The sequence below is a fragment of the Legionella bozemanae genome, assembly GCF_900450575.1.
Lineage (GTDB): Bacteria > Pseudomonadota > Gammaproteobacteria > Legionellales > Legionellaceae > Legionella > Legionella bozemanae.
The window spans coordinates 250805-270158 of sequence record NZ_UGGY01000001.1 but is presented as its reverse complement, the minus strand read 5'-3'; the positions used below and the strand labels follow the sequence as shown (position 1 = coordinate 270158).

The following is a 19354-nucleotide window of genomic DNA, read 5'->3' as shown; positions in this document are numbered from 1 at the left end:
GTTCGCCTCTCTATACTGTCAAATTTGCTTTCACAATATTTGAAAAAAGTAACTCTTGATCTTCGTTATTTATGTTAAGTACTAAAGAATTCTCAGATGCTGAGACAATAGTACCTATTAATTTACGTTTACCGTCTACCGGTTTAAAAGTTTTTACTTGTACTTCATGCCCTATATAATGCTGATATTGCCAACTTTTAAATAAAGGCCTTGGAATGCCGGGTGATGATACTTCCAAACTGTAATTTCCAGAAATAGGATCTTCCACATCAAGCAAAGCACTAACTTGATGACTTACAGCTTCACAGTCTTCAATGCCTATCCCATCAGCCTTGTCAATATATATACGCAACAAGGAATGCCTACCTTGTGAAAGATATTCACACCCCCAAAGCTCATAGCCCATATCTGAAATCGTAGGCGCTAATAAATGTTCCAATTCATCTTGTATCATAGTATTCACAAACTAAAAAGGGCACGTATGCCTAATATAGCGCCACCCGCTAAGTTCTATTCATCGTTGCCAACTCGTTCGGTTCAATCATATACTTTTGTACACTCCTTCACCTCACTTTACTTGCGCCTTGTCTAGAACTTAGTGGATGACGCGATACAAATACAATAGGGTAACCTGAGCTTGGACAAGGACTAAACTCGGGAAGTGATTTCTTTAAAGCAATTAGTTCCGAGCATGGCCTTAGCTTTACTGGGCTACTACTATCTTTTAGTGCAGTTACAAATTATACATAATAAAAAACCCCATAAATGGGGTTCTTAATAAGTGGTAGCGGGGGCAGGATTTGAACCTACGACCTTCGGGTTATGAGCCCGACGAGCTACCAGGCTGCTCCACCCCGCGTCAACTGATGGCAAGTATACTGAGAGTCAGTACTCTTAGCAAGTACTTTCGCTTAAGATTATAAATAAATATGTATTCCGTAGTGTTAGAACACAGAATTATTTATTTTTAGCTACCAAAAGCATTAATACAAGCCACGATTAAGGCACTTGGAAAAATACCTAAATAAAGTAGCGATAAACAATTGAGAGAAAGTACTAAGAGATTTCCTTTACTCACAATTACTGAATCAGCCTGTATGGGTTTGTCAAAATACATGATTTTAACAACTCTTAAATAGTAATAGGCACCAATTACAGTAAAGAATAAACCAAGTACAGCAACCCAAGTCATTTGCGCATCAACCAGTGCTTTGAGTACAAGTAATTTAGTAAAGAAACCAACAGTAGGTGGAACACCTGCAAGCGAAAACATAATAATTAACATCAAAAATGCGAGCCAAGGGTTTCTTTTGTTAAGACCTTTTAAATCATCAATATTGTCAATTTCCATTCCTTGGGTAGACATTAAGACAACTAGGCCAAATGCAGCTGCGGAAGTTATTCCATAAACCAAAATATAATAGAGTGCTGCGGAATAACCTGCGCTGGTGGCAGCTAAAATACCAAACAGGGCATAGCCAATATGTGATATTGCTGAATAAGCAAGTAAGCGTTTAATGCTGCTTTGTACCACAGCAAATAAGTTCCCCAAGCCCGTTGAAAGCAAGGTAATTACCAGCAAAATTTGTTGCCACTGAGCACTAATATCCACCAAACCAATAGTCAACAATCTGAAGGCCATCCCTAATGCTGCGATCTTTGGCGCAGCACTAATGAATAAGGTAACTGAACTTGGAGCTCCTTGGTATACATCGGGCGCCCACATATGGAAAGGGACTGCTGCCAATTTAAACGCAACTCCAGACAGGATAAAGACCAGCGCGAAAACAAGTAACGTGTTTTGTTGTTGCCAGTTCGCAGCAATTGCGTTTGCAACTTCAAGTAAATCGAGTTTCCCTGTTGCACCATAAATTAAAGAAATACCATATAAGAGCATGGCCGAGGCAATTGAGCCCATTACAAAGTACTTTATTGCTGCTTCAGAAGCATCACCATCTGTTCTACGAATAGCAGTCATGGCATATAAAGGTAATGACAATAATTCCAAACCAAGAAAAACAGTGAGTAATGAATGTGCTGAAACAAGAATCATCATTCCTAAGGTAGAAAACATTCCCAAAATATAGTAATCACCAGAAGGCATTTGCCGTTCATCTATATAATTTTTTGAATAAATAAAGCTCAATAATACCGAAAGGTATATAAAAACCTTCATTAAATTTGCAATATCATCGCTGATAAATAGACCATTCAGTGTAATAACCTTAAACGTACCAATATAAAGGAAACTAACAATAGCAGCTAAAATCAAGCCGATACATGATATGAAATAGGCAATTGATTTACACCGCTCCCGTAGAAATAAATCAGCAAGCAACGCAATGCATGCTGCAGTTAACAGAATTATTTCCGGAAGGGCTACATGGATATTTTCAAGTAATGCTGTCATATTGATTAACCTTGATTACAATTTTGATTGACTTGCTAATGCCAGAGTATGACTTACTGTTTGATGTATGTACTCTAACATTGGCTTAGGATAAACGCCCATAGCGATAACCATCAAAGCAAGTAGGATATAAGCACTTAACTCATAGCCCGAAAGATCTTTTAATGCTGCAACTTTTTCATTTGCTACAGGACCAAAAATAACACGTTTGTACATCCAAAGATTGTATCCAGCCGCTGTAATTAGCGTAGTAGCTGCCCAAAATGTTACCCAGAACCCTGCTTTAAGTGAGCCTAGAATCACCATAAACTCACCAACAAATCCGGAAGTACCTGGTAGCCCTGCATTCGCCATACAGAAAAGCATAAAGAACGATGCAAAGATTGGCATGGTATTCACTATTCCGCCGAAATCGACTAAACGACGAGTATGCATGCGATCATATATATAGCCTACACCGGCAAAAAGAGCACTGGAGACGAAGGCATGAGAAATCATGACTACAATTGCACCTTCCAATATTAGGCCCGCAGCACTCAATCCTGTTTGTTTTGCAATTGCAAAAATGGCAAAGGAACCCAAAGTCACAAATCCCATATGTGAAATTGAAGAATATGCAATTAAACGCTTCATATCCTTTTGGATGATTGCAACCAGGGCAATATAAACAACTGCAATTAAAGACAAGGCAATCATAATACCCGCATAACGGCTACAGGCATCCGGAACTATGGGCAAGGAGAAACGGATAAATCCGTAAGCACCGAGCTTTAATAAAATTGCTGCCAATACTATTGAGCCGCCTGCTGGAGCCTCAGTATGTGCATCAGGCAACCAGGTATGCACAGGAAACATCGGTATCTTAATTGCAAAACCAAGGAAAAACGCAATAAAAATCAATGTTTGTGCAGTCATTCCCAGTTTTATGGCATAAAATGCTTCAATGTTAAATGTGCCTGCTATATAGCCCATGTATAAAAAGCTCGCCAACATAAGCACTGAGCCTAAAAAAGTATATAAGAAGAATTTAATTGCAGCATAGACGCGATTGTCAGAGCCCCAAATCCCAATGATCAAGTACATTGGGATTAGCGTAGCTTCCCAGAATACGTAGAATACAATTGCATCTAACGCTGAGAAAACACCAACCAACAATCCCTGCATAATTAAAAATGCAGCCAGGTATTGAGAAACTCTGTTAGTTATACTCTCCCACGTTGCCAGAATCACAACCAAATTCGTAAAAACAGTAAGGACAATCAAAAGTAAAGACATGCCATCAATGCCTAAGCTATAGCTAATTCCTAAAGCCGGCATCCATTGAAATTCCTCCAAATATTGCATTCCTAATACTTTAGGATCAAAACCTGCAACAAGCGGAATACAAAGTAGCAAACAAAGTATTATGGTAAACAAAGCCAAATAACGTGAAATATTCGGGTTACGATCGTCTCCAGCGAGAAGAACAAAAACACCGCCTATTATCGGCAACCAGATTAGTAAGTTGAGCAAATAATGCATACCTTCACCCTATATTCAGCCGAGTATCAACCAGCATAAAAATCCAAGCAATCCAAAAATCATTACCGCTGCATAATGATATAGATAACCACTTTGCATCGCACGACCTTTAGCTGAGAACCATCTAATAAGTCGACTGCTGCCATTTACAACCATACCATCAATCAGCTTTTGATCACCCACACTGTAAAATACAGTTCCTATACCCTTAGAACCTTTTACAAAAACTATGTTGTTAAATGCATCAAATCCATATCTATTGACGAGTATTTTATAGATAAGTGAAAAATGACGTGCCAAATAACCAGGAATCGAAGGAACAGCGATATAACAAAACCAGGCAATAAAAATCCCCGCTATAGTAATCCAAAACGTAAGTGAAAATACTGAGTGCAACATGCTTTCAAACGGTGAAGTAATTTCATGCGCAAGTTCTGCCAAAACATTATGTTGCGGAAGAACAAACAAAGAAGAACTCAAAATAGTTGGATTGTCAAAAAGCATGGGCATATACAACACATAGCCCAACATAATTGAAGGAATAGCAAGCAAAACAAGTGGTAGCCATACTACCCATGGAGACTCATGAATATGGCTTAAGGTATGCTCGTCCATTCGCGGCTTACCGTGAAACGTCATAAATAATGATCTAAATGTATACAGTGCAGTAACACCAGCACCAACTACCACACAGAAATAGGCATAACCGCTGCCTGGAATTTGTGATAATTGAGTCGCTTCAATAATAGTATCCTTTGAATAAAAACCCGCGAATGGAGGGAACGCGCAAAGAGCCAAGGAGCCAATGATGAAGGTCACATAGGTAATTGGCATTTTATTCCATAAGCCACCCATTTTTCGCATATCTTGCTCATGATGCATTCCAATAATTACTGAACCGGCGCCAAGGAACAAGAGCGCTTTAAAACAAGCATGTGTAAGCAGGTGAAACATTCCTGCACTATAAGCAGAAGCACCCATTCCAACCATCATATAACCTAATTGGGATAGTGTTGAATAAGCCACTACACGTTTAATGTCGTTCATTGCTAGCGCTAGAATTCCTGTAAAGAGTGCTCCGGTTGCACCAATAACCAGAACAACACTTAATGCTGTAGTGGAAAACTCAATTAGAGGGGAAATACGTGCAATCATAAATACCCCGGCGGTAACCATGGTTGCAGCATGAATCAGGGCAGAGATAGGTGTTGGACCTTCCATTGATTCAGGTAACCAAACATGCAATGGTACTTGTGCCGATTTACCCATGGCACCAACATATAAGGCCAAGCAAATCACGGTAACTAATGACCATGGGTGTCCGTGAAATAATTCTATATTTTGACTTGCCAGGTAGTTTACACTTTTGAAAACAGTCTCATAATCGATGCTGCCGGTATATGCAAAAACCAGGGCTATACCTATCAGAAAACCAAAATCCCCTACACGATTCACAATAAATGCTTTTAAGCTACCTTCTATGGCTGATTCTTTTTGGTACCAAAACCCGATAAGCAAATATGAAACAAGACCTACACCTTCCCAGCCGAAAAATAACTGTAAGAAATTATTGGCAGTCACTAACATCAACATCATGAAAGTAAATAGGGAAATATAACTAAAAAAGCGCTGATAACCATCGTCATCTGCCATATATCCAATACTGTAGATATGCACCAGCAAAGAGATGAAATTAACAATCAGAAGCATGATCACACTTAAGGGATCAATCAAAAAGCCTATATTAAATTCAAATGGTAGTATCAAACCGCCATCAGCCCAATGATAGACCACCGTACTTTCAGTTGAAATAGCTCCCGAGAATAGTTGCCATGCAATATACAGTGATACAGCAAAAGAAATGGTAACTCCAAAAATAGTAACCGAGTGGGCTCCAACTCGTCCGATTTGATTGCGGAAAAAACCAGCAATTATGGAACCTGCCAAGGGAGCTAAAACGATTATTAGACAAAGTTGTTGGATACTCACAATGTTAACCTTTTAAATGATTCATCTTATCAACGTTAATGTTGCCTCTATTTCTAAAAAGCAGCATCACTATGGCTAATCCTATTGCCGCTTCTGCAGCAGCAACTGTTAAAATAAAAAAGACAAAAACTTGACCACTAATTTCGTTATAATAATGGGAAAATGCTACGAAATTAGTATTTACTGCAAGTAACATTAATTCGATACATACTAGCAATAAAATGATGTTTCTACGATTCATCATTATGCCGATAAGACCAAAGCCGAATAAAATCGCTCCCAGAATCAAATAATCATTAACAGGTATCATATGGAATTCCCCAACCTTATTTTTCTGCTTTCATACTAATTAATTCAACCCGCTCATTTCTACGTGTTAGAATTTGTTGTTTTACATCCTGCCTTTTCGATTTTCTGGGACCTCTATGCACCAAAGTAATTGCAGAAATAATTGCAATTAACAACAGTGCAGCTGCAATTTCAAAAGCCAGCAAATAATCTGTATACAGAACCATACCCAAGGCTTCAGTATTTGATACGGGCTGTATTTCAGAATTGTTTTGGCTGGCATTAAGTAATTGTGTACTCACTACCTCGTTGCTTTTTGTTTCAACATTTGCCTTAAATGTGCCTGCGGGAATGGATACCATTAAGAGCCCTGTTAATAAAGCAACAAGAATTAAGCCAAAAGGTAAGTAACGTTTGTAATGACTCTTAATTATTTCAACGTCAATATTAAGCATCATCACAACAAACAGGAACAGTGTCATCACGGCGCCTACATACACCAACACTAAAATCAGTGCGAGAAACTCTGCTTGGGCAAGTATCCATAATACTGCACTCGCAAAAAAAGTAACTACAAGAGATAAAACGCTGCGAACAGGGTTGTCTTGAATAATTACCATAAACGCAGCACCTACTGCTATAGCCGCAAAAACATAAAAAATAATTTGAATTAGTAACTCATGCATACTTTACCCCGTTATCGGTATTTTTCATCAGCAGCTCTATCTGCTGCGAGTTTCGGCTCCATCAAATCACCAAGCGCAAGGAGCTTCTCTTTAGTCATAATATTTTGACCTCGTTCACTGACATGGTAGTGATGTATTGGCGTAACAACTATGGAATCTACAGGGCAAGATTCTTCACATAAACCACAATTAATGCATTTAAACACATCAATATCATATCTCGTTGTACGACGAGATCCGTCCTCGCGAGGTTCTGATTCTATGGTGATTGCCAATGCAGGACAAACTGCTTCACATAATTTGCAAGCAATGCAACGTTCTTCGCCGTTGGGATAACGGCGTAAAGCAAGTGCTCCTCTAAAACGTGGAGAAATTGGGGTTTGTTCCTCTGGAAACTGTACCGTTACTTTTTTCTTAAAAAAATATTTACCAGTTAGCTTTAAACCCTGCAATAATTCTATGAAAAGAAAACTGCGTACGTAGTATTTAATATATTGATATGCTTTTTTCATCGGCTTCTCTATTAATCATTAAAACCAAGGTTTAACATGTGTAACAACCATTAACGCAGTTACAATAATCCAAACAATGGTGACCGGAATGAGTACCTTCCAGCCTAAACGCATAAGCTGGTCATAACGATAACGAGGAAAAGTAGCTCTTATCCATAAATACACATATAGGAAAAAGCAAACTTTTACGATTAACCAAATAAATCCAGGTACAACAAAAAATATGTTCTCTAAAAATGGAATCCCTTCAAATGGCGACATCCAGCCACCCAAAAACAGGATGCTGAGGAGCACAGAGATAAGGATCATGCTCGCATATTCAGATAAGAAGAATAGTGCGAACCCTATTCCGGAATATTCCACATGGAATCCTGCAACAATTTCGGACTCCCCTTCAGCTAAATCAAAAGGGGCTCTATTTGTTTCAGCGATTCCGGCAATCCAAAAGACAAAAAACAGTGGAAGCAGGGGAATAAACCACCAATGTAAAATCCCGCCTTTTTGTGAATTAACAATATCCGTGAGATTCATGCTGCCTGCGGCCAGCAGTACACCCACTAAAGCAAAACCCATAGCAATCTCATAAGATACAGTTTGAGCAGTACTTCTTAAAGCACCAAACATTGCATATTTGGAGTTAGACGCCCATCCAGCAATTAAAACGCCATAGACACCAAGCGAGCTCATTGCAAAAATATAAAGCACCCCTGCATTAATATTTGCCAAGACCATGCCTTCCTGAAAAGGAATAACTGCCCAACCTGCCAAAGCAGGAACCAAAGCAAACAACGGTGCGGCTATAAAAAGATATTTATTAGAACGTGTAGGTATAATAATTTCTTTAGTAATTAGCTTTATTAAATCCGCAATTGGCTGGAGCAATCCACGTACACCTACACGATTGGGTCCTATTCGTGCTTGAATGTAACCAATAACCTTACGCTCTGCGTAAATTAAATATGCGACACATAGTAGCAATGGTACTACGATTACTAATATTTTAATGATGATCCAAATTAATATGCCAATATCTTGCAGCATTTTCTTACCTGCCTAGCGCTTAATAGTTATTGCAGCAAATGAATGACCCAAATCAACTGTTTCAGGCATCGCGTTTGCTACCCATACAACATCTGCCGCAATGCGTTCATCACGTTTAAGCGGCAATGTTATCTCAATATCTCCCTGAGATACAGTAGCAACATCGTCTAATTTCAATCTATCTGCTGTTGTAGGATTGATACGAATGCATGCTGATTCAGCAGCGGCGCATAATTGCAACTCTTTGACGTTTCTAACAATTGCATCACTACGATAGAGTGGCCACTCACCTACTCGAATCAATGATTGATTAATTAGAGGCAAGCTCTCAGGATAATACGGTTTATATTCTTGCTCCATTGTGATTGCAACACTATTTTTAATTTCTGACAAGATATCTTCGGTTGACAGATATTCAAAGCCATCACAATGCAATAAGTTACCGAGTACTCTCAATATTTTCCATGCAGGCCGAGATTCTCCATGAGGAGTCAAAGCACCTTTTACTGTTTGCCAGGTATTATCAATATTAATGTATGTCCCTGAGGTTTCAGCATAGGGCGCCATGGGTAAAATAACATCTGCATAATCGTGCATTGACTCATGATTATAAGCAGACATCAGTACAACAAATTCCGCACCCAGCATGGATTGCCTTGCACCATAAGGATTTGCAAAATCAAAGCCTGGTTCTACACCCATTAAAAAATAAGCTTTAAGTTTCGCGTTTAGTGCTGCCTGTACATCCATACCTGGAGTAGAGTCTGTCTTGCCGGCAGTGGTTCGGTGAGGGACCATACCTGCCATCCAAGCACCTGCTGTGTTTGCACCCTGGGTGAGCCTTAAAACTTTAGCACCACTTAATTTCTCGATATGGAAAACTAAGGTACGCAATAAAGCGGCTTCGGGGTGATTTTCACAAAGAGCACCAGTAATTAAGCAGGCTTTTTCCTCTTTCAATGCCTTGGCAACTCGTTGAATTGCTTTATCTGACTCAAGGCCTATCACTAATTTTTGCACTTCTGTAGGTAAATTCTTTATATCGCCAGCAAGTGCTAGAGCAATCTTGGCAAGTTGCATTGGTATTTCTAAAGGCGAAATAATGAATCGGTCATTAAGGTCGAAGCGATATTCAAAATCCACTGGATTTATAGCGTAAATTTTAGCGCCATTACGAGCAGCTTTACGTACTCTTACACCAGCCAGAGGAACCTCACGATCAATATTGCATCCAACAAGCACTATTGTATTTTGTAATTCAACTTCCGCATAAGGTAATGAACTTTTTGGTGTAGTCGCCTGATGATCCTGATCCTTAAAATCTACTTGCTGCAATCTGTGATCGAGATTATGAACACCGATGTCACGCATTAATTTTTGCAACAAATACATTTCTTCCAATGTAGAAGAACTTGAAGAAAAAGCCGCCACTTGCTCGGTGCCATTTTGTTTTATGACACGAGCCAATCCTTCTGCAGTAAATTTTAGAGCAGTTTCCCAATCAACAACTTCCCATTGCCCATTACGTTTAATCTGGGGTTGATTGGCTCTTAATGGGCTATTTAATCCCAAATAACTAAATCGATCTCTGTCAGCAAGCCAGGTTTCATTAATTGCCTCATTTTCCTTAGGAACAATACGCATTAACTTGTTGCGACGTGTATGCAGGTAAATATTTGAACCGAGGCAATCATGTGGTGCTACCCCTTCATGCTGGGTGAGCTCCCAAGCTCTTGCTGTAAAACGAAAAGGTTTTGAAGTTAACGCACCAACAGGGCATAAATCAATAATATTACCAGAAACTTCCGACTTCATGCTGTGCTGAACATAGGTTCCAATTTGCATGTGCTCACCACGGCCTGTTGCACCCAACTCCCTTAATCCTGCAATTTCCTCACCAAAACGAACGCAGCGAGTACAATGGATACAGCGGGTCATTTCAGTTGAAATCAACGTACCTAAGTTGTCATCATCTACTGAGCGTTTGGTTTCTCTGTATTGAGACTCATCCGCACCATACCCCATCGATATGTCTTGCAGCTCACACTCTCCGCCTTGGTCGCAAATTGGACAATCCAATGGGTGGTTAATAAGAAGAAATTCCATGACTACTTTTTGAGAATGCAATGCTTCTTTCGATTTGGTAAATACCTTCATCCCATCGGTAATTGGAGTCGCACATGCAGGAACTGGCTTGCGGCCATTTTCTACTTCAACTAAACACATGCGACAATTTGCAGCCACAGATAATTTTTTATGATAACAAAAACGTGGGATATGAATACCCGCCTCATCGGCAACTTCGATGATCATTTTCCCGTTTTCTGCTTCAAATGTTTTACCGTCGATTTCAATAGTAGTAGTCATGGTTAAACCTTTTTAATTATGCTGCGACGATCGAGCGTTTATGCTTAACGAAATATTCAAATTCATCGCGGAAATGCTTAACAAAACTTTGTACAGGCCAAGCTGCTGCCTCACCGAGTGCACAAATAGTGCGTCCTTCGATATTATTCGCAACATTGACTAGTTTTTCCACATCCCCAGGTTCACCATGGCCTTCTTTAATACGGTGTAACAAGCGGACTAACCAGCCTGTACCTTCGCGGCATGGAGTACATTGGCCACAAGACTCATCCATATAAAATTCAGAAATACGGTATAATGCATCAACCATACAGGTTGTTTCATCCATAATAATTACCGCACCAGAACCTAATCCTGAACCTGCTTTTTGGATGCTGTCATAATCCATATCAAGCTCCATCATGACGTCACCAGGTAATACACGCATGGACGTACCGCCAGGGATTACTGCTTTAATTTTTCGGTCTTTAATCACTCCACCAGCTAACTCAAGAAGTGTCTTAAATGGGGTTCCCAAAGGAATTTCGTAATTTCCAGGTTTATTGACATGACCGCTCACACTAAAGCATTTGGTTCCCCCATTATTGGGCTTGCCAATTTTTAAGAACCATTCGCCGCCTTTCTCCATAATGACCGGAACAGAAGCAAAAGTTTCTGTATTATTTATGGTTGTAGGTTTGCCATATAGACCATAGTTAGCAGGAAATGGAGGTTTAAACCTCGGCTGACCTTTTTTCCCTTCTAAGGAATTAAGCAATGCAGTTTCTTCTCCACAAATATAAGCGCCGGCACCCAAATGATTATACAAATCAAAATCAATACCGGAACCTAAAATATTTTTACCAAGCAAACCAGCTGCATAAGCTTCTTTCAGCGCAGCCTCCGTACGTTCATAAGGTAACCAAAATTCACCACGAATGTAGTTATATCCCACAGTGGAGCCCATGGTATATCCGGCAATCGCCATTCCTTCAATAAGTTGATGTGGATTTAATGTAAGAATTTCACGGTCCTTACATGTACCTGGTTCACCTTCGTCAGAATTACATACTACATACTTCTGTACCGGACTATTACGGTTCATAAAACTCCATTTTAATCCAGTTGGGAATCCTGCTCCCCCCCTACCTCGCAAGGCAGATGTTTTTAACTCATCAATAATTGACTGTGGAGAAGTTTGTTCTTTTAGTATTTTTCTCCATGCACTGTACCCACCAACACTTTCATAAGCGGATAGCGTCCAAGGCTCTGGTAGATGAAATGTTCGATAACAAACTTGATTTAATTCAACCACGGTAACCACCTCTATCTTTTATTGGTATTCTTCCAACACTTTATCTATAGATTCAGGAGTCAGATTTTCATGATAATCCTTGTCCACCTGCATCATTGGTGCGTTAACACAGGCCCCTAAACATTCAACAGATCTTAAAGTAAAACGCCCATCATCTGTGGTTTCGCCTAATTTTATGCCCAATTTTTTTTCCAAATAGCTAACAATTGCAGCGGAATCACGCAGCATGCACGAGATATTGGTACATATATTTATCGAATGCCTGCCAACCTGTTCGTGTTCGTACATAGTGTAAAAACTAGCCACCTCATATACCGCAATAGAAGGCATGTCAAGATAGTCAGCTACAGCATCCATTAATTCCGTCGTTAGATGACCATGCTCTTCCTGGACAATGCGCAGAGCACTCATTACAGCTGATTGCTTTTGCTCTTTTGGATATTTTGCTATCCAGTGATCAATGTCCTTTATTCTTGGAGCGGACACCAATTGATGTAATATTTTTGCTGAATTATCAGACATTTCTAAACCTTTATTAATTTAAATTGCAATTTTCTGGAATGTCATTTTAATAATTGTAAAGACTGACATGTCACAAATTAACGATCAATTTCACCAAATACTATATCCTGACTCGCTAAAATAGCGACCCCATCAGCGATCATATGCCCTCGAGTCATTGCATCGTAGCTGGACAGATGGGCAAATCCAGGAGCACGAATTTTGAGTCTATAAGGTTTATTGGCGCCATCTGAAACCATATAAATACCAAATTCACCCTTTGGTGCCTCAACCGCACTATAGACCTCCCCGCGCGGCACACAAAAACCTTCCGTGAACAGTTTAAAGTGGTGGATTAATGGCTCCATATCTTCTTTCATTACTACACGACGTGGCGGTGTAATTTTGTAATCATGGAGGCGAACAGGACCAGGATTCGCTCTGAGCCATTCGATACATTGTCTAATAATGCGATTTGATTGCCTTAATTCTTCAACACGCACTAAATAGCGGTCATAACAATCTCCAGTTTTACCTACTGGAATATCGAAATCCACGCGGTCATATGCTGCATAACTTTGTTTTTTACGTAAGTCCCATGCAATACCAGAACCACGAAGCATTGGTCCTGTAAATCCCCATTGCAACGCCTCTTCTGGTGAAACAATACCAATATCTACAGTACGCTGTTTCCAAATTCGGTTATCGGTTAATAAAGTTTCATATTCATCGACACAGCGAGTGAACCGTTCAGTAAATGCCCAGAGAAAATCCAGCAAGCTACCGCTTCGATCTTCATTAAGTTTTTCAACTTCACGCTCACTATGCCATCTCGATGCTTTATACTTAGGCATGGTATCAGGTAAGTCGCGGGCGACCCCCCCTGGTCTATAATAGGTAGCATGCATTCGTGCTCCTGATACTGCTTCATAGCAATCAAATAAATCCTCACGCTCTCTAAAGCAATATAAAAATACAGTCATCGCACCGATATCCAGTGCTATAGCACCTAGCCATAATAAATGATTCAAAATGCGAGTTACTTCATCAAACATGGTACGAATGTATTGAGCTCGAATTGGAGCTTCTATGCCTAAAAGTTTTTCTATTGCGCGCACATATGCATGCTCATTACACATCATGGACACGTAATCGAGTCTGTCCATATAGCCGATAGATTGAATATAAGGTTTTGTTTCTGCTAGTTTTTCTGTAGCACGATGCAACAATCCTATATGGGGGTCTGCGCGAACTATGGTTTCACCTTCAAGCTCAAGAACCAAACGCAAAACACCATGCGCGGCAGGGTGTTGTGGACCAAAGTTCAATGTATAATTCTTTAATTCAATCATTATTCGCCCCTTTCATCACCAATATACCGGTTATCATTACGAATAACCTTGGGCACTAAAACTCTGGGCTCAATATCTACTGGAGCGTATATGACTTTTTCGAATTTTGCATCATAGCGCATTTCAACATGACCACTGAGCGGGAAATCTTTACGGAATGGATGTCCAATAAATCCATAATCTGTCAAAATACGTCTTAAATCAGGGTGTCCTTCAAATAAAATGCCATATAAATCATAGGCTTCGCGCTCAAACCAATTGGCGCCTTTCCATAAATGATGTACTGACGGAACAATTAAATGAGACTCATCAACGAATACCTTAACACGTAATCGGTGATTCATTTTCGTTGAAAGCAAATGATATACTACAGCAAAACGTGGCTTATTCAGAGCATACGCTTTAAATTCTTGACGCTCTACGCCTCGAGAAAATCCACTTTCAGTCGCTGAATCAGTTTCCCAATCATATTCACCATAAAGCAAATAATCTACGGCGCAAAGATCAATAAGCTGGTCAAAACAAAATACTTCTAGATCGCGCAGCTCCAGCATTATTGCTTTTAAATTTGATGCATCACACTCAATGGTTATCTCATCATACGCGACAGCAAGATCATTAATTTGTGTCGCCAGTTCCGTTTTGAGTTGTTCAACCAAATAATCATTTTTTGTCATCTATTTTGCACCTTTGATGAGCTTAAGCTTCTAAGATTTTTTTATGCCTGATTTTGTTCTGCAATTGAATGATGCCATACAACAGTGCTTCAGCAGTTGGAGGACAACCTGGCACATATATATCGACAGGAACAATACGATCACACCCTCGAACGACAGAGTAAGAGTAATGATAATAGCCACCGCCATTTGCACAAGAGCCCATGGAAATAACCCATCGTGGTTCAGGCATTTGATCGTACACTTTGCGCAAAGCAGGAGCCATTTTATTGCACAAAGTACCAGCCACTATCATTACATCCGATTGCCGTGGACTGGGGCGAAAAATAATTCCAAACCGATCTAAGTCATAGCGTGCTGCACCTACGTGCATCATTTCTACTGCACAACATGCCAATCCAAAAGTCATAGGCCACATAGAACCACTACGTGCCCATCCGAGAAGTTTTTCGACTGAAGTCGTTACAAAGCCACTTTTTTGCAATTCTGCAACCGCCATAGCTAGCCTCTAAGCAGTTAAAATATTAATAAAAAAATACCACCCCTGATTGATTCCTTCTTTATGAAGTTACGATCAGAAGTGAATTTAGGCCTGTTTGCAATTCCTTTAATTAAGTCGCAAGGTGTGGATTTTCGAGCACTGAAGCGCAGCATCCGTAAAGATAGGTGCATCTCGGGGCTCAGAAAATTGAAGCCTTGCAGTCAAGACAGTAGAATTGCAAACAAGCTCTTTTGCACACTCTTAGATTATTCCCAATCTAGCGCGCCTCGTTTCCATTCATAAATAAAGCCAATCACTAATAATCCTAAAAATAACATCATTCCAGCAAAACCAAACCAACCAATTTTGCGTAAAGCTAAAGCCCATGGAAAGAAAAATGCGGTTTCTAAATCAAAAATAATAAATAATATTGCAACCAGATAAAAACGAACATCAAATGGAATATGGGAGCTCTCAAAGGCACCAAATCCACATTCGTAGGGAGCGTTCTTGGCGCTATCAGGGTTGTGCTTTGAAAGAAGAGAACCTGCCCCTAACATTGCTAAGCCCAATGCCACTCCGATAATTATGAAAATAAGAACAGGTAAATATTGAGATAGCATTTTTTCACCTTGTACGGATTAAAATGGTGCCGAAGGCCGGACTCGAACCGGCACGGCTTTCGCCACCGCCCCCTCAAGACGGCGTGTCTACCAATTCCACCACTTCGGCAATTCTTTATTATTAATAATTATTCATTCCAAATCTTCTCTCTATTTAAGTGCAGAGAAAGATATTTTATTTATTTTTCTTACCGTTATCTACTGGTACTGGAACTGAATTCGCAGGTACACTAGTTTGTTGAGGAATTATTTGCTGATCCGCTTTTTGATATTGAACAGACACCAAATAGGATAACAATAAACTGGTGATAAAAAAGGTCAACGCCAAACCACCGGTTAATTTAAATAAAAACCCACCTGTACCCTGGCTTCCAAAGAAAGTATTGGAAGCTCCTGAGCCAAATGCTGCACCAATATCAGCACCTTTACCATGTTGGATAAGGACCAAGCCTATTAAGACTACAGCAACAATTACATGAATCATTAATATCAATTGATACATTTCACAATTTCCACAAACTGTTTCGCGTTCAACGACGCACCGCCAACCAAGCCACCATCTACGTCGGGCATAGAAAATAACGCCCTGGCATTATTTTCGTTTACACTCCCTCCGTAAAGAAGTGACAAACGCTCAGCATCGCTATGATTTATCTCAGCAACCAGCTTTCTAATGAACTGATGTACTTCCTGTGCCTGTTCTGGTGATGCAGTTTTTCCTGTACCTATTGCCCAAACGGGTTCGTAAGCTATAACACAATCACTAAAGCAACTTTTATCGTGTCCACTTACCGCAAGCAATTGCTTAGCAATTACTTGCTCTGTTTGACCCTTTTCACGTTCAGCCAAGGTTTCACCGACACAAAGAATCGGTATCATACCATGTTCTTTCACATGGTGGAATTTTTGCGCTACAAAATTTTCATCTTCGTGAAAACAATGTCTTCTCTCAGAGTGCCCTACCAAAATATAGCGACAGTTAAAATCTTTTAACATAGGTGCCGAGATCTCACCAGTGTAAGCACCAAAATCCTTTGGGTACACATTTTGGGCACCTAAATCAATTGCACACTCAACAAGAATATCTCTTACTTGCGGAATATAAATTGCAGGAGGCATTACGATTACTTGCACATTGTTCATAGAATAAAGTAATTCTTTAAGCTCATTACTTAATTGAATTACCTGCTGCAGCTGCCCATTCATTTTCCAGTTGCCAGCAACTATTTTGTGTCTCATCAGGATGCCCCTTTATTTTCAACTGCGGACTATACCCAAACTAAATGCTGATGTGTAGTCCTATTGCGATTTTTTTATCAAAAGGTTCAATAGATAAGTCTGATTTATCACTGAATGTTTAAATTTCTTTCAATCTGACTTATATCATCACATAGCTTTTGCGCATGTTGTTTGACTATAGACTCATCCATACCCTCTACCATAACACGTAATAAAGGTTCAGTCCCTGAAGGTCTGAGTAACACTCTTCCTTCTCCATTTAGACTTGATTCTAAAGCCCTCACTACGTCGATTACTTGTGAATGTTCTGCAAGTAAGGTAGCGTAATTGGTTTTTAAATTCACTAAGCTTTGTGGTAACAGATTGATACCCTCAATTAATTGCTGTAGCGTTTTACCTTGCTTCACCATAATTGATAATACTTGTAAGGCAGCAACTATCCCATCTCCTGTTGTAGTTTTATCCAAGCAGACGATATGTCCCGAAGTTTCACCACCTATTTTCCAATCTTTTTCCCGTAAGGCCTCTAAAACATATCGATCGCCTACTCGTGTTCGGACAAAGGGAATACCTAAACTCTTAATAGCGATTTCCAAGCCATAATTGCTCATCTGGGTCCCAACTACCCCACCATTTAGTACACCTCGCTGATGCCTATCTTTAGCAATAATATAAAGGATTTGATCCCCATCAATTAAACGACCATCCGAATCAATGAGTATGACGCGATCGCCATCACCATCCAAGCCAACACCAATGTCTGCACCAGTACTCATGACCTTTTGTCTTAGTAATTCAGGAGAGGTTGAACCGCAATCTTCATTAATATTAAAACCATCAGGACGATTACCAATGGAAATAACTTGAGCGCCAAGCTCAGAAAATACATTGGGGGCAATATGGTAGGTCGCACCATTTGCACAATCAACTACAATTTTTAGGCCAGACAAACGTGTTAATGACGGAATAGTGGATTTACAAAACTCTATATATCGCCCGCTTGCATCGTTAATCCGTGTTGCTTTCCCTAAGTTCTGCGAAGGCACTGTTTGCATTTTCTTTTCCAACTCCGCTTCAATTGCTAGTTCAACGCTATCCGGTAATTTACCGCCATCAGAGGAAAAAAACTTGATCCCGTTATCTTCAAACAGATTATGGGATGCGCTGATGACAATACCTGCATTGGCTCTTAGCGTTTGCGTTAGGTAGGCTATAGCGGGTGTTGGCATCGGTCCAAGTAAAGCCACGTCAACACCGGCAGCAGATAGCCCTGCTTCAAGAGCAGATTCCAACATATAACCGGATACTCTTGTATCTTTTCCAATCACTACTTTTTTGCGTTGACCATTAGCAAGCACTCGACCAACCGCCCAACCCAGTTTCAATACAAACTCAGGATTAATATTTGATAAACCCACGTGTCCGCGTATACCATCCGTACCAAAATATTTACGTTGACTCATCCTTAACCACCTCTTATCAAGAATTTTTAGCCCGCATGAGCTGATATATTGGCCTTCTCTAACATGGTGATCATATGCAACGCTTGATTTGTTTCATCAACATCATGCGTTCTAATGATCCCAGCACCTTTCATTGCAGCATAAACTGCGACCGCTATACTCCCTATTAAACGCTCATCCACCTCTTTAGCCAGCACCGCTCCAATAGTGCTTTTACGCGATACCCCTAAAAGCAGGGGCATTTTAAATGTTGCAAAGCTATCAAGATTTTTGACTAAGAGCAAATTATCTCGTATTTGTTTTCCAAATCCAAAGCCTGGATCCAAAATTATGTTGTTTCTTTTAATACCAACACGCGCGCACTCTGTAATACGCTCTATAAAAAAACGTGTCACTTCGGTAAGCACACCATCTGGATAATATGGATTTTGTTGCATATCATGTGGTGTTCCTTGCATGTGCATCAAACAAACAGGAACTGCTAGTTTTGCAGCCATTTCGAGAGCCCCCACAGTGCGTAAGGCGTAAATATCATTAATTACGTTGGCACCGGCACTTACAGCAGCGTCCATCACTTCAGGTTTATTTGTATCAATCGAGATACAAATATCTGAACTCATGCGAATTTGTTCAATGACAGGAATAACCCTGCTCAATTCTACATCCAGCGGAACATGCTGTGCACCTGGTCTGGTAGATTGCCCCCCAATATCGATTAAATCAGCCCCTTGGCTTATAAGATGGAATGCATGTTCGCAGGCTCTGTCCGAGGATAAAAATTTACCGCCATCGGAAAAAGAATCCGGAGTGACATTCAATATACCCATAATTAAGGGTTTTTTCGACAGATTATCTGAGGAAGGTTGGCATTGACACGCAAGCCAACCTGAAAATTGCTGTGAATTCACCT

19 protein-coding genes and 2 tRNA genes are annotated in these 19354 nt (G+C 40.0%); all 21 read right to left on the bottom strand.

The features are described 5' to 3' along the window. Positions 1-10: 10 nt before the first annotated feature. The 21 genes from rimP to folP all read right to left on the bottom strand — a co-directional run bounded on the left by rimP (position 11) and on the right by folP (position 19352). Positions 11-454: a ribosome maturation factor RimP gene (gene rimP / locus DY223_RS01240; protein ID WP_058458979.1), complete on the bottom strand. Its 444-nt coding sequence runs from the start codon at positions 452-454 to the stop codon at positions 11-13. Between the two features lie 328 nt (positions 455-782). Beyond that, positions 783-859 (bottom strand) — tRNA-Met (locus DY223_RS01235). A gap of 108 nt (positions 860-967) precedes the next feature. Beyond that, complete coding sequence (gene nuoN, locus DY223_RS01230; protein WP_058458978.1) at positions 968-2410, bottom strand: NADH-quinone oxidoreductase subunit NuoN; 1443 nt, start codon at positions 2408-2410, stop codon at positions 968-970. Positions 2411-2425: 15 nt separating this feature from the next. Beyond that, on the bottom strand, positions 2426-3931 hold the full coding sequence (locus DY223_RS01225) for a complex I subunit 4 family protein (protein ID WP_058458977.1): 1506 nt from the start codon (positions 3929-3931) through the stop codon (positions 2426-2428). Between the two features lie 15 nt (positions 3932-3946). Then, positions 3947-5920, bottom strand: coding sequence for an NADH-quinone oxidoreductase subunit L (gene nuoL, locus DY223_RS01220; protein WP_058458976.1), 1974 nt, complete (start codon positions 5918-5920; stop codon positions 3947-3949). Between the two features lie 4 nt (positions 5921-5924). Further along, complete coding sequence (gene nuoK / locus DY223_RS01215; protein ID WP_058458975.1) at positions 5925-6230, bottom strand: NADH-quinone oxidoreductase subunit NuoK; 306 nt, start codon at positions 6228-6230, stop codon at positions 5925-5927. Between the two features lie 16 nt (positions 6231-6246). Continuing rightward, positions 6247-6894 (bottom strand): NADH-quinone oxidoreductase subunit J, encoded by a 648-nt coding sequence (locus DY223_RS01210; protein ID WP_058458974.1) that lies wholly within the window; start codon positions 6892-6894, stop codon positions 6247-6249. 11 nt (positions 6895-6905) lie between these two features. Next, positions 6906-7406: an NADH-quinone oxidoreductase subunit NuoI gene (nuoI, locus tag DY223_RS01205; protein WP_058458973.1), complete on the bottom strand. Its 501-nt coding sequence runs from the start codon at positions 7404-7406 to the stop codon at positions 6906-6908. A gap of 18 nt (positions 7407-7424) precedes the next feature. Continuing rightward, positions 7425-8447, bottom strand: coding sequence for an NADH-quinone oxidoreductase subunit NuoH (gene nuoH, locus DY223_RS01200; protein WP_058458972.1), 1023 nt, complete (start codon positions 8445-8447; stop codon positions 7425-7427). Positions 8448-8459: 12 nt separating this feature from the next. After that, a complete protein-coding gene (nuoG, locus tag DY223_RS01195; RefSeq protein ID WP_058458971.1) occupies positions 8460-10814 on the bottom strand; it encodes an NADH-quinone oxidoreductase subunit NuoG in 2355 nt (784 codons plus the stop codon). 16 nt (positions 10815-10830) lie between these two features. After that, positions 10831-12108, bottom strand: coding sequence for an NADH-quinone oxidoreductase subunit NuoF (nuoF, locus tag DY223_RS01190; protein WP_058458970.1), 1278 nt, complete (start codon positions 12106-12108; stop codon positions 10831-10833). Positions 12109-12126: 18 nt separating this feature from the next. After that, positions 12127-12630: an NADH-quinone oxidoreductase subunit NuoE gene (nuoE, locus tag DY223_RS01185; protein ID WP_058458969.1), complete on the bottom strand. Its 504-nt coding sequence runs from the start codon at positions 12628-12630 to the stop codon at positions 12127-12129. A 77-nt stretch (positions 12631-12707) separates the two neighbouring features. Then, the gene (locus DY223_RS01180; RefSeq protein ID WP_058458968.1) at positions 12708-13961 is read right to left on the bottom strand and encodes an NADH-quinone oxidoreductase subunit D; all 1254 of its coding nucleotides are present in this window, start codon (positions 13959-13961) and stop codon (positions 12708-12710) included. Then, a complete protein-coding gene (locus tag DY223_RS01175) occupies positions 13961-14638 on the bottom strand; it encodes an NADH-quinone oxidoreductase subunit C (protein ID WP_058458967.1) in 678 nt (225 codons plus the stop codon). The genes DY223_RS01180 and DY223_RS01175 overlap by 1 nt, the downstream gene beginning before the upstream one ends. Before the next feature lie 22 nt (positions 14639-14660). Next, positions 14661-15137 (bottom strand): NuoB/complex I 20 kDa subunit family protein, encoded by a 477-nt coding sequence (locus DY223_RS01170; protein ID WP_058458966.1) that lies wholly within the window; start codon positions 15135-15137, stop codon positions 14661-14663. 248 nt (positions 15138-15385) lie between these two features. Continuing rightward, on the bottom strand, positions 15386-15742 hold the full coding sequence (locus DY223_RS01165; protein WP_058458965.1) for an NADH-quinone oxidoreductase subunit A: 357 nt from the start codon (positions 15740-15742) through the stop codon (positions 15386-15388). A gap of 24 nt (positions 15743-15766) precedes the next feature. Next, positions 15767-15851, bottom strand: a tRNA-Leu gene (locus DY223_RS01160). Positions 15852-15917: 66 nt separating this feature from the next. Beyond that, a complete protein-coding gene (secG, locus tag DY223_RS01155; RefSeq protein ID WP_058458964.1) occupies positions 15918-16244 on the bottom strand; it encodes a preprotein translocase subunit SecG in 327 nt (108 codons plus the stop codon). Next, positions 16232-16981, bottom strand: a complete 750-nt coding sequence (gene tpiA, locus DY223_RS01150) for a triose-phosphate isomerase (protein ID WP_058458963.1) — start codon at positions 16979-16981, stop codon at positions 16232-16234. Before tpiA ends, secG begins: the two co-directional genes overlap by 13 nt. Before the next feature lie 107 nt (positions 16982-17088). Further along, positions 17089-18444, bottom strand: coding sequence for a phosphoglucosamine mutase (gene glmM, locus DY223_RS01145; RefSeq protein WP_058458962.1), 1356 nt, complete (start codon positions 18442-18444; stop codon positions 17089-17091). 26 nt (positions 18445-18470) lie between these two features. Beyond that, positions 18471-19352 (bottom strand): dihydropteroate synthase, encoded by an 882-nt coding sequence (gene folP, locus DY223_RS01140; RefSeq protein WP_058458961.1) that lies wholly within the window; start codon positions 19350-19352, stop codon positions 18471-18473. Positions 19353-19354: the final 2 nt, after the last annotated feature.

Bases quoted from the DNA above. Each gene is read 5' to 3' on its own strand.
- rimP (WP_058458979.1), bottom strand. From the start codon at position 454: ATGATACAAGATGAATTGGAACATTTATTAGCGCCTACGATTTCAGAT.
- nuoN (WP_058458978.1), bottom strand. From the start codon at position 2,410: ATGACAGCATTACTTGAAAATATCCATGTAGCCCTTCCGGAAATAATT.
- DY223_RS01225 (WP_058458977.1), bottom strand. From the start codon at position 3,931: ATGCATTATTTGCTCAACTTACTAATCTGGTTGCCGATAATAGGCGGT.
- nuoK (WP_058458975.1), bottom strand. From the start codon at position 6,230: ATGATACCTGTTAATGATTATTTGATTCTGGGAGCGATTTTATTCGGC.
- DY223_RS01210 (WP_058458974.1), bottom strand. From the start codon at position 6,894: ATGCATGAGTTACTAATTCAAATTATTTTTTATGTTTTTGCGGCTATA.
- nuoI (WP_058458973.1), bottom strand. From the start codon at position 7,406: ATGAAAAAAGCATATCAATATATTAAATACTACGTACGCAGTTTTCTT.
- nuoH (WP_058458972.1), bottom strand. From the start codon at position 8,447: ATGCTGCAAGATATTGGCATATTAATTTGGATCATCATTAAAATATTA.
- nuoG (WP_058458971.1), bottom strand. From the start codon at position 10,814: ATGACTACTACTATTGAAATCGACGGTAAAACATTTGAAGCAGAAAAC.
- nuoE (WP_058458969.1), bottom strand. From the start codon at position 12,630: ATGTCTGATAATTCAGCAAAAATATTACATCAATTGGTGTCCGCTCCA.
- DY223_RS01180 (WP_058458968.1), bottom strand. From the start codon at position 13,961: ATGATTGAATTAAAGAATTATACATTGAACTTTGGTCCACAACACCCT.
- DY223_RS01175 (WP_058458967.1), bottom strand. From the start codon at position 14,638: ATGACAAAAAATGATTATTTGGTTGAACAACTCAAAACGGAACTGGCG.
- DY223_RS01170 (WP_058458966.1), bottom strand. From the start codon at position 15,137: ATGGCGGTTGCAGAATTGCAAAAAAGTGGCTTTGTAACGACTTCAGTC.
- DY223_RS01165 (WP_058458965.1), bottom strand. From the start codon at position 15,742: ATGCTATCTCAATATTTACCTGTTCTTATTTTCATAATTATCGGAGTG.
- secG (WP_058458964.1), bottom strand. From the start codon at position 16,244: ATGTATCAATTGATATTAATGATTCATGTAATTGTTGCTGTAGTCTTA.
- tpiA (WP_058458963.1), bottom strand. From the start codon at position 16,981: ATGAGACACAAAATAGTTGCTGGCAACTGGAAAATGAATGGGCAGCTG.
- glmM (WP_058458962.1), bottom strand. From the start codon at position 18,444: ATGAGTCAACGTAAATATTTTGGTACGGATGGTATACGCGGACACGTG.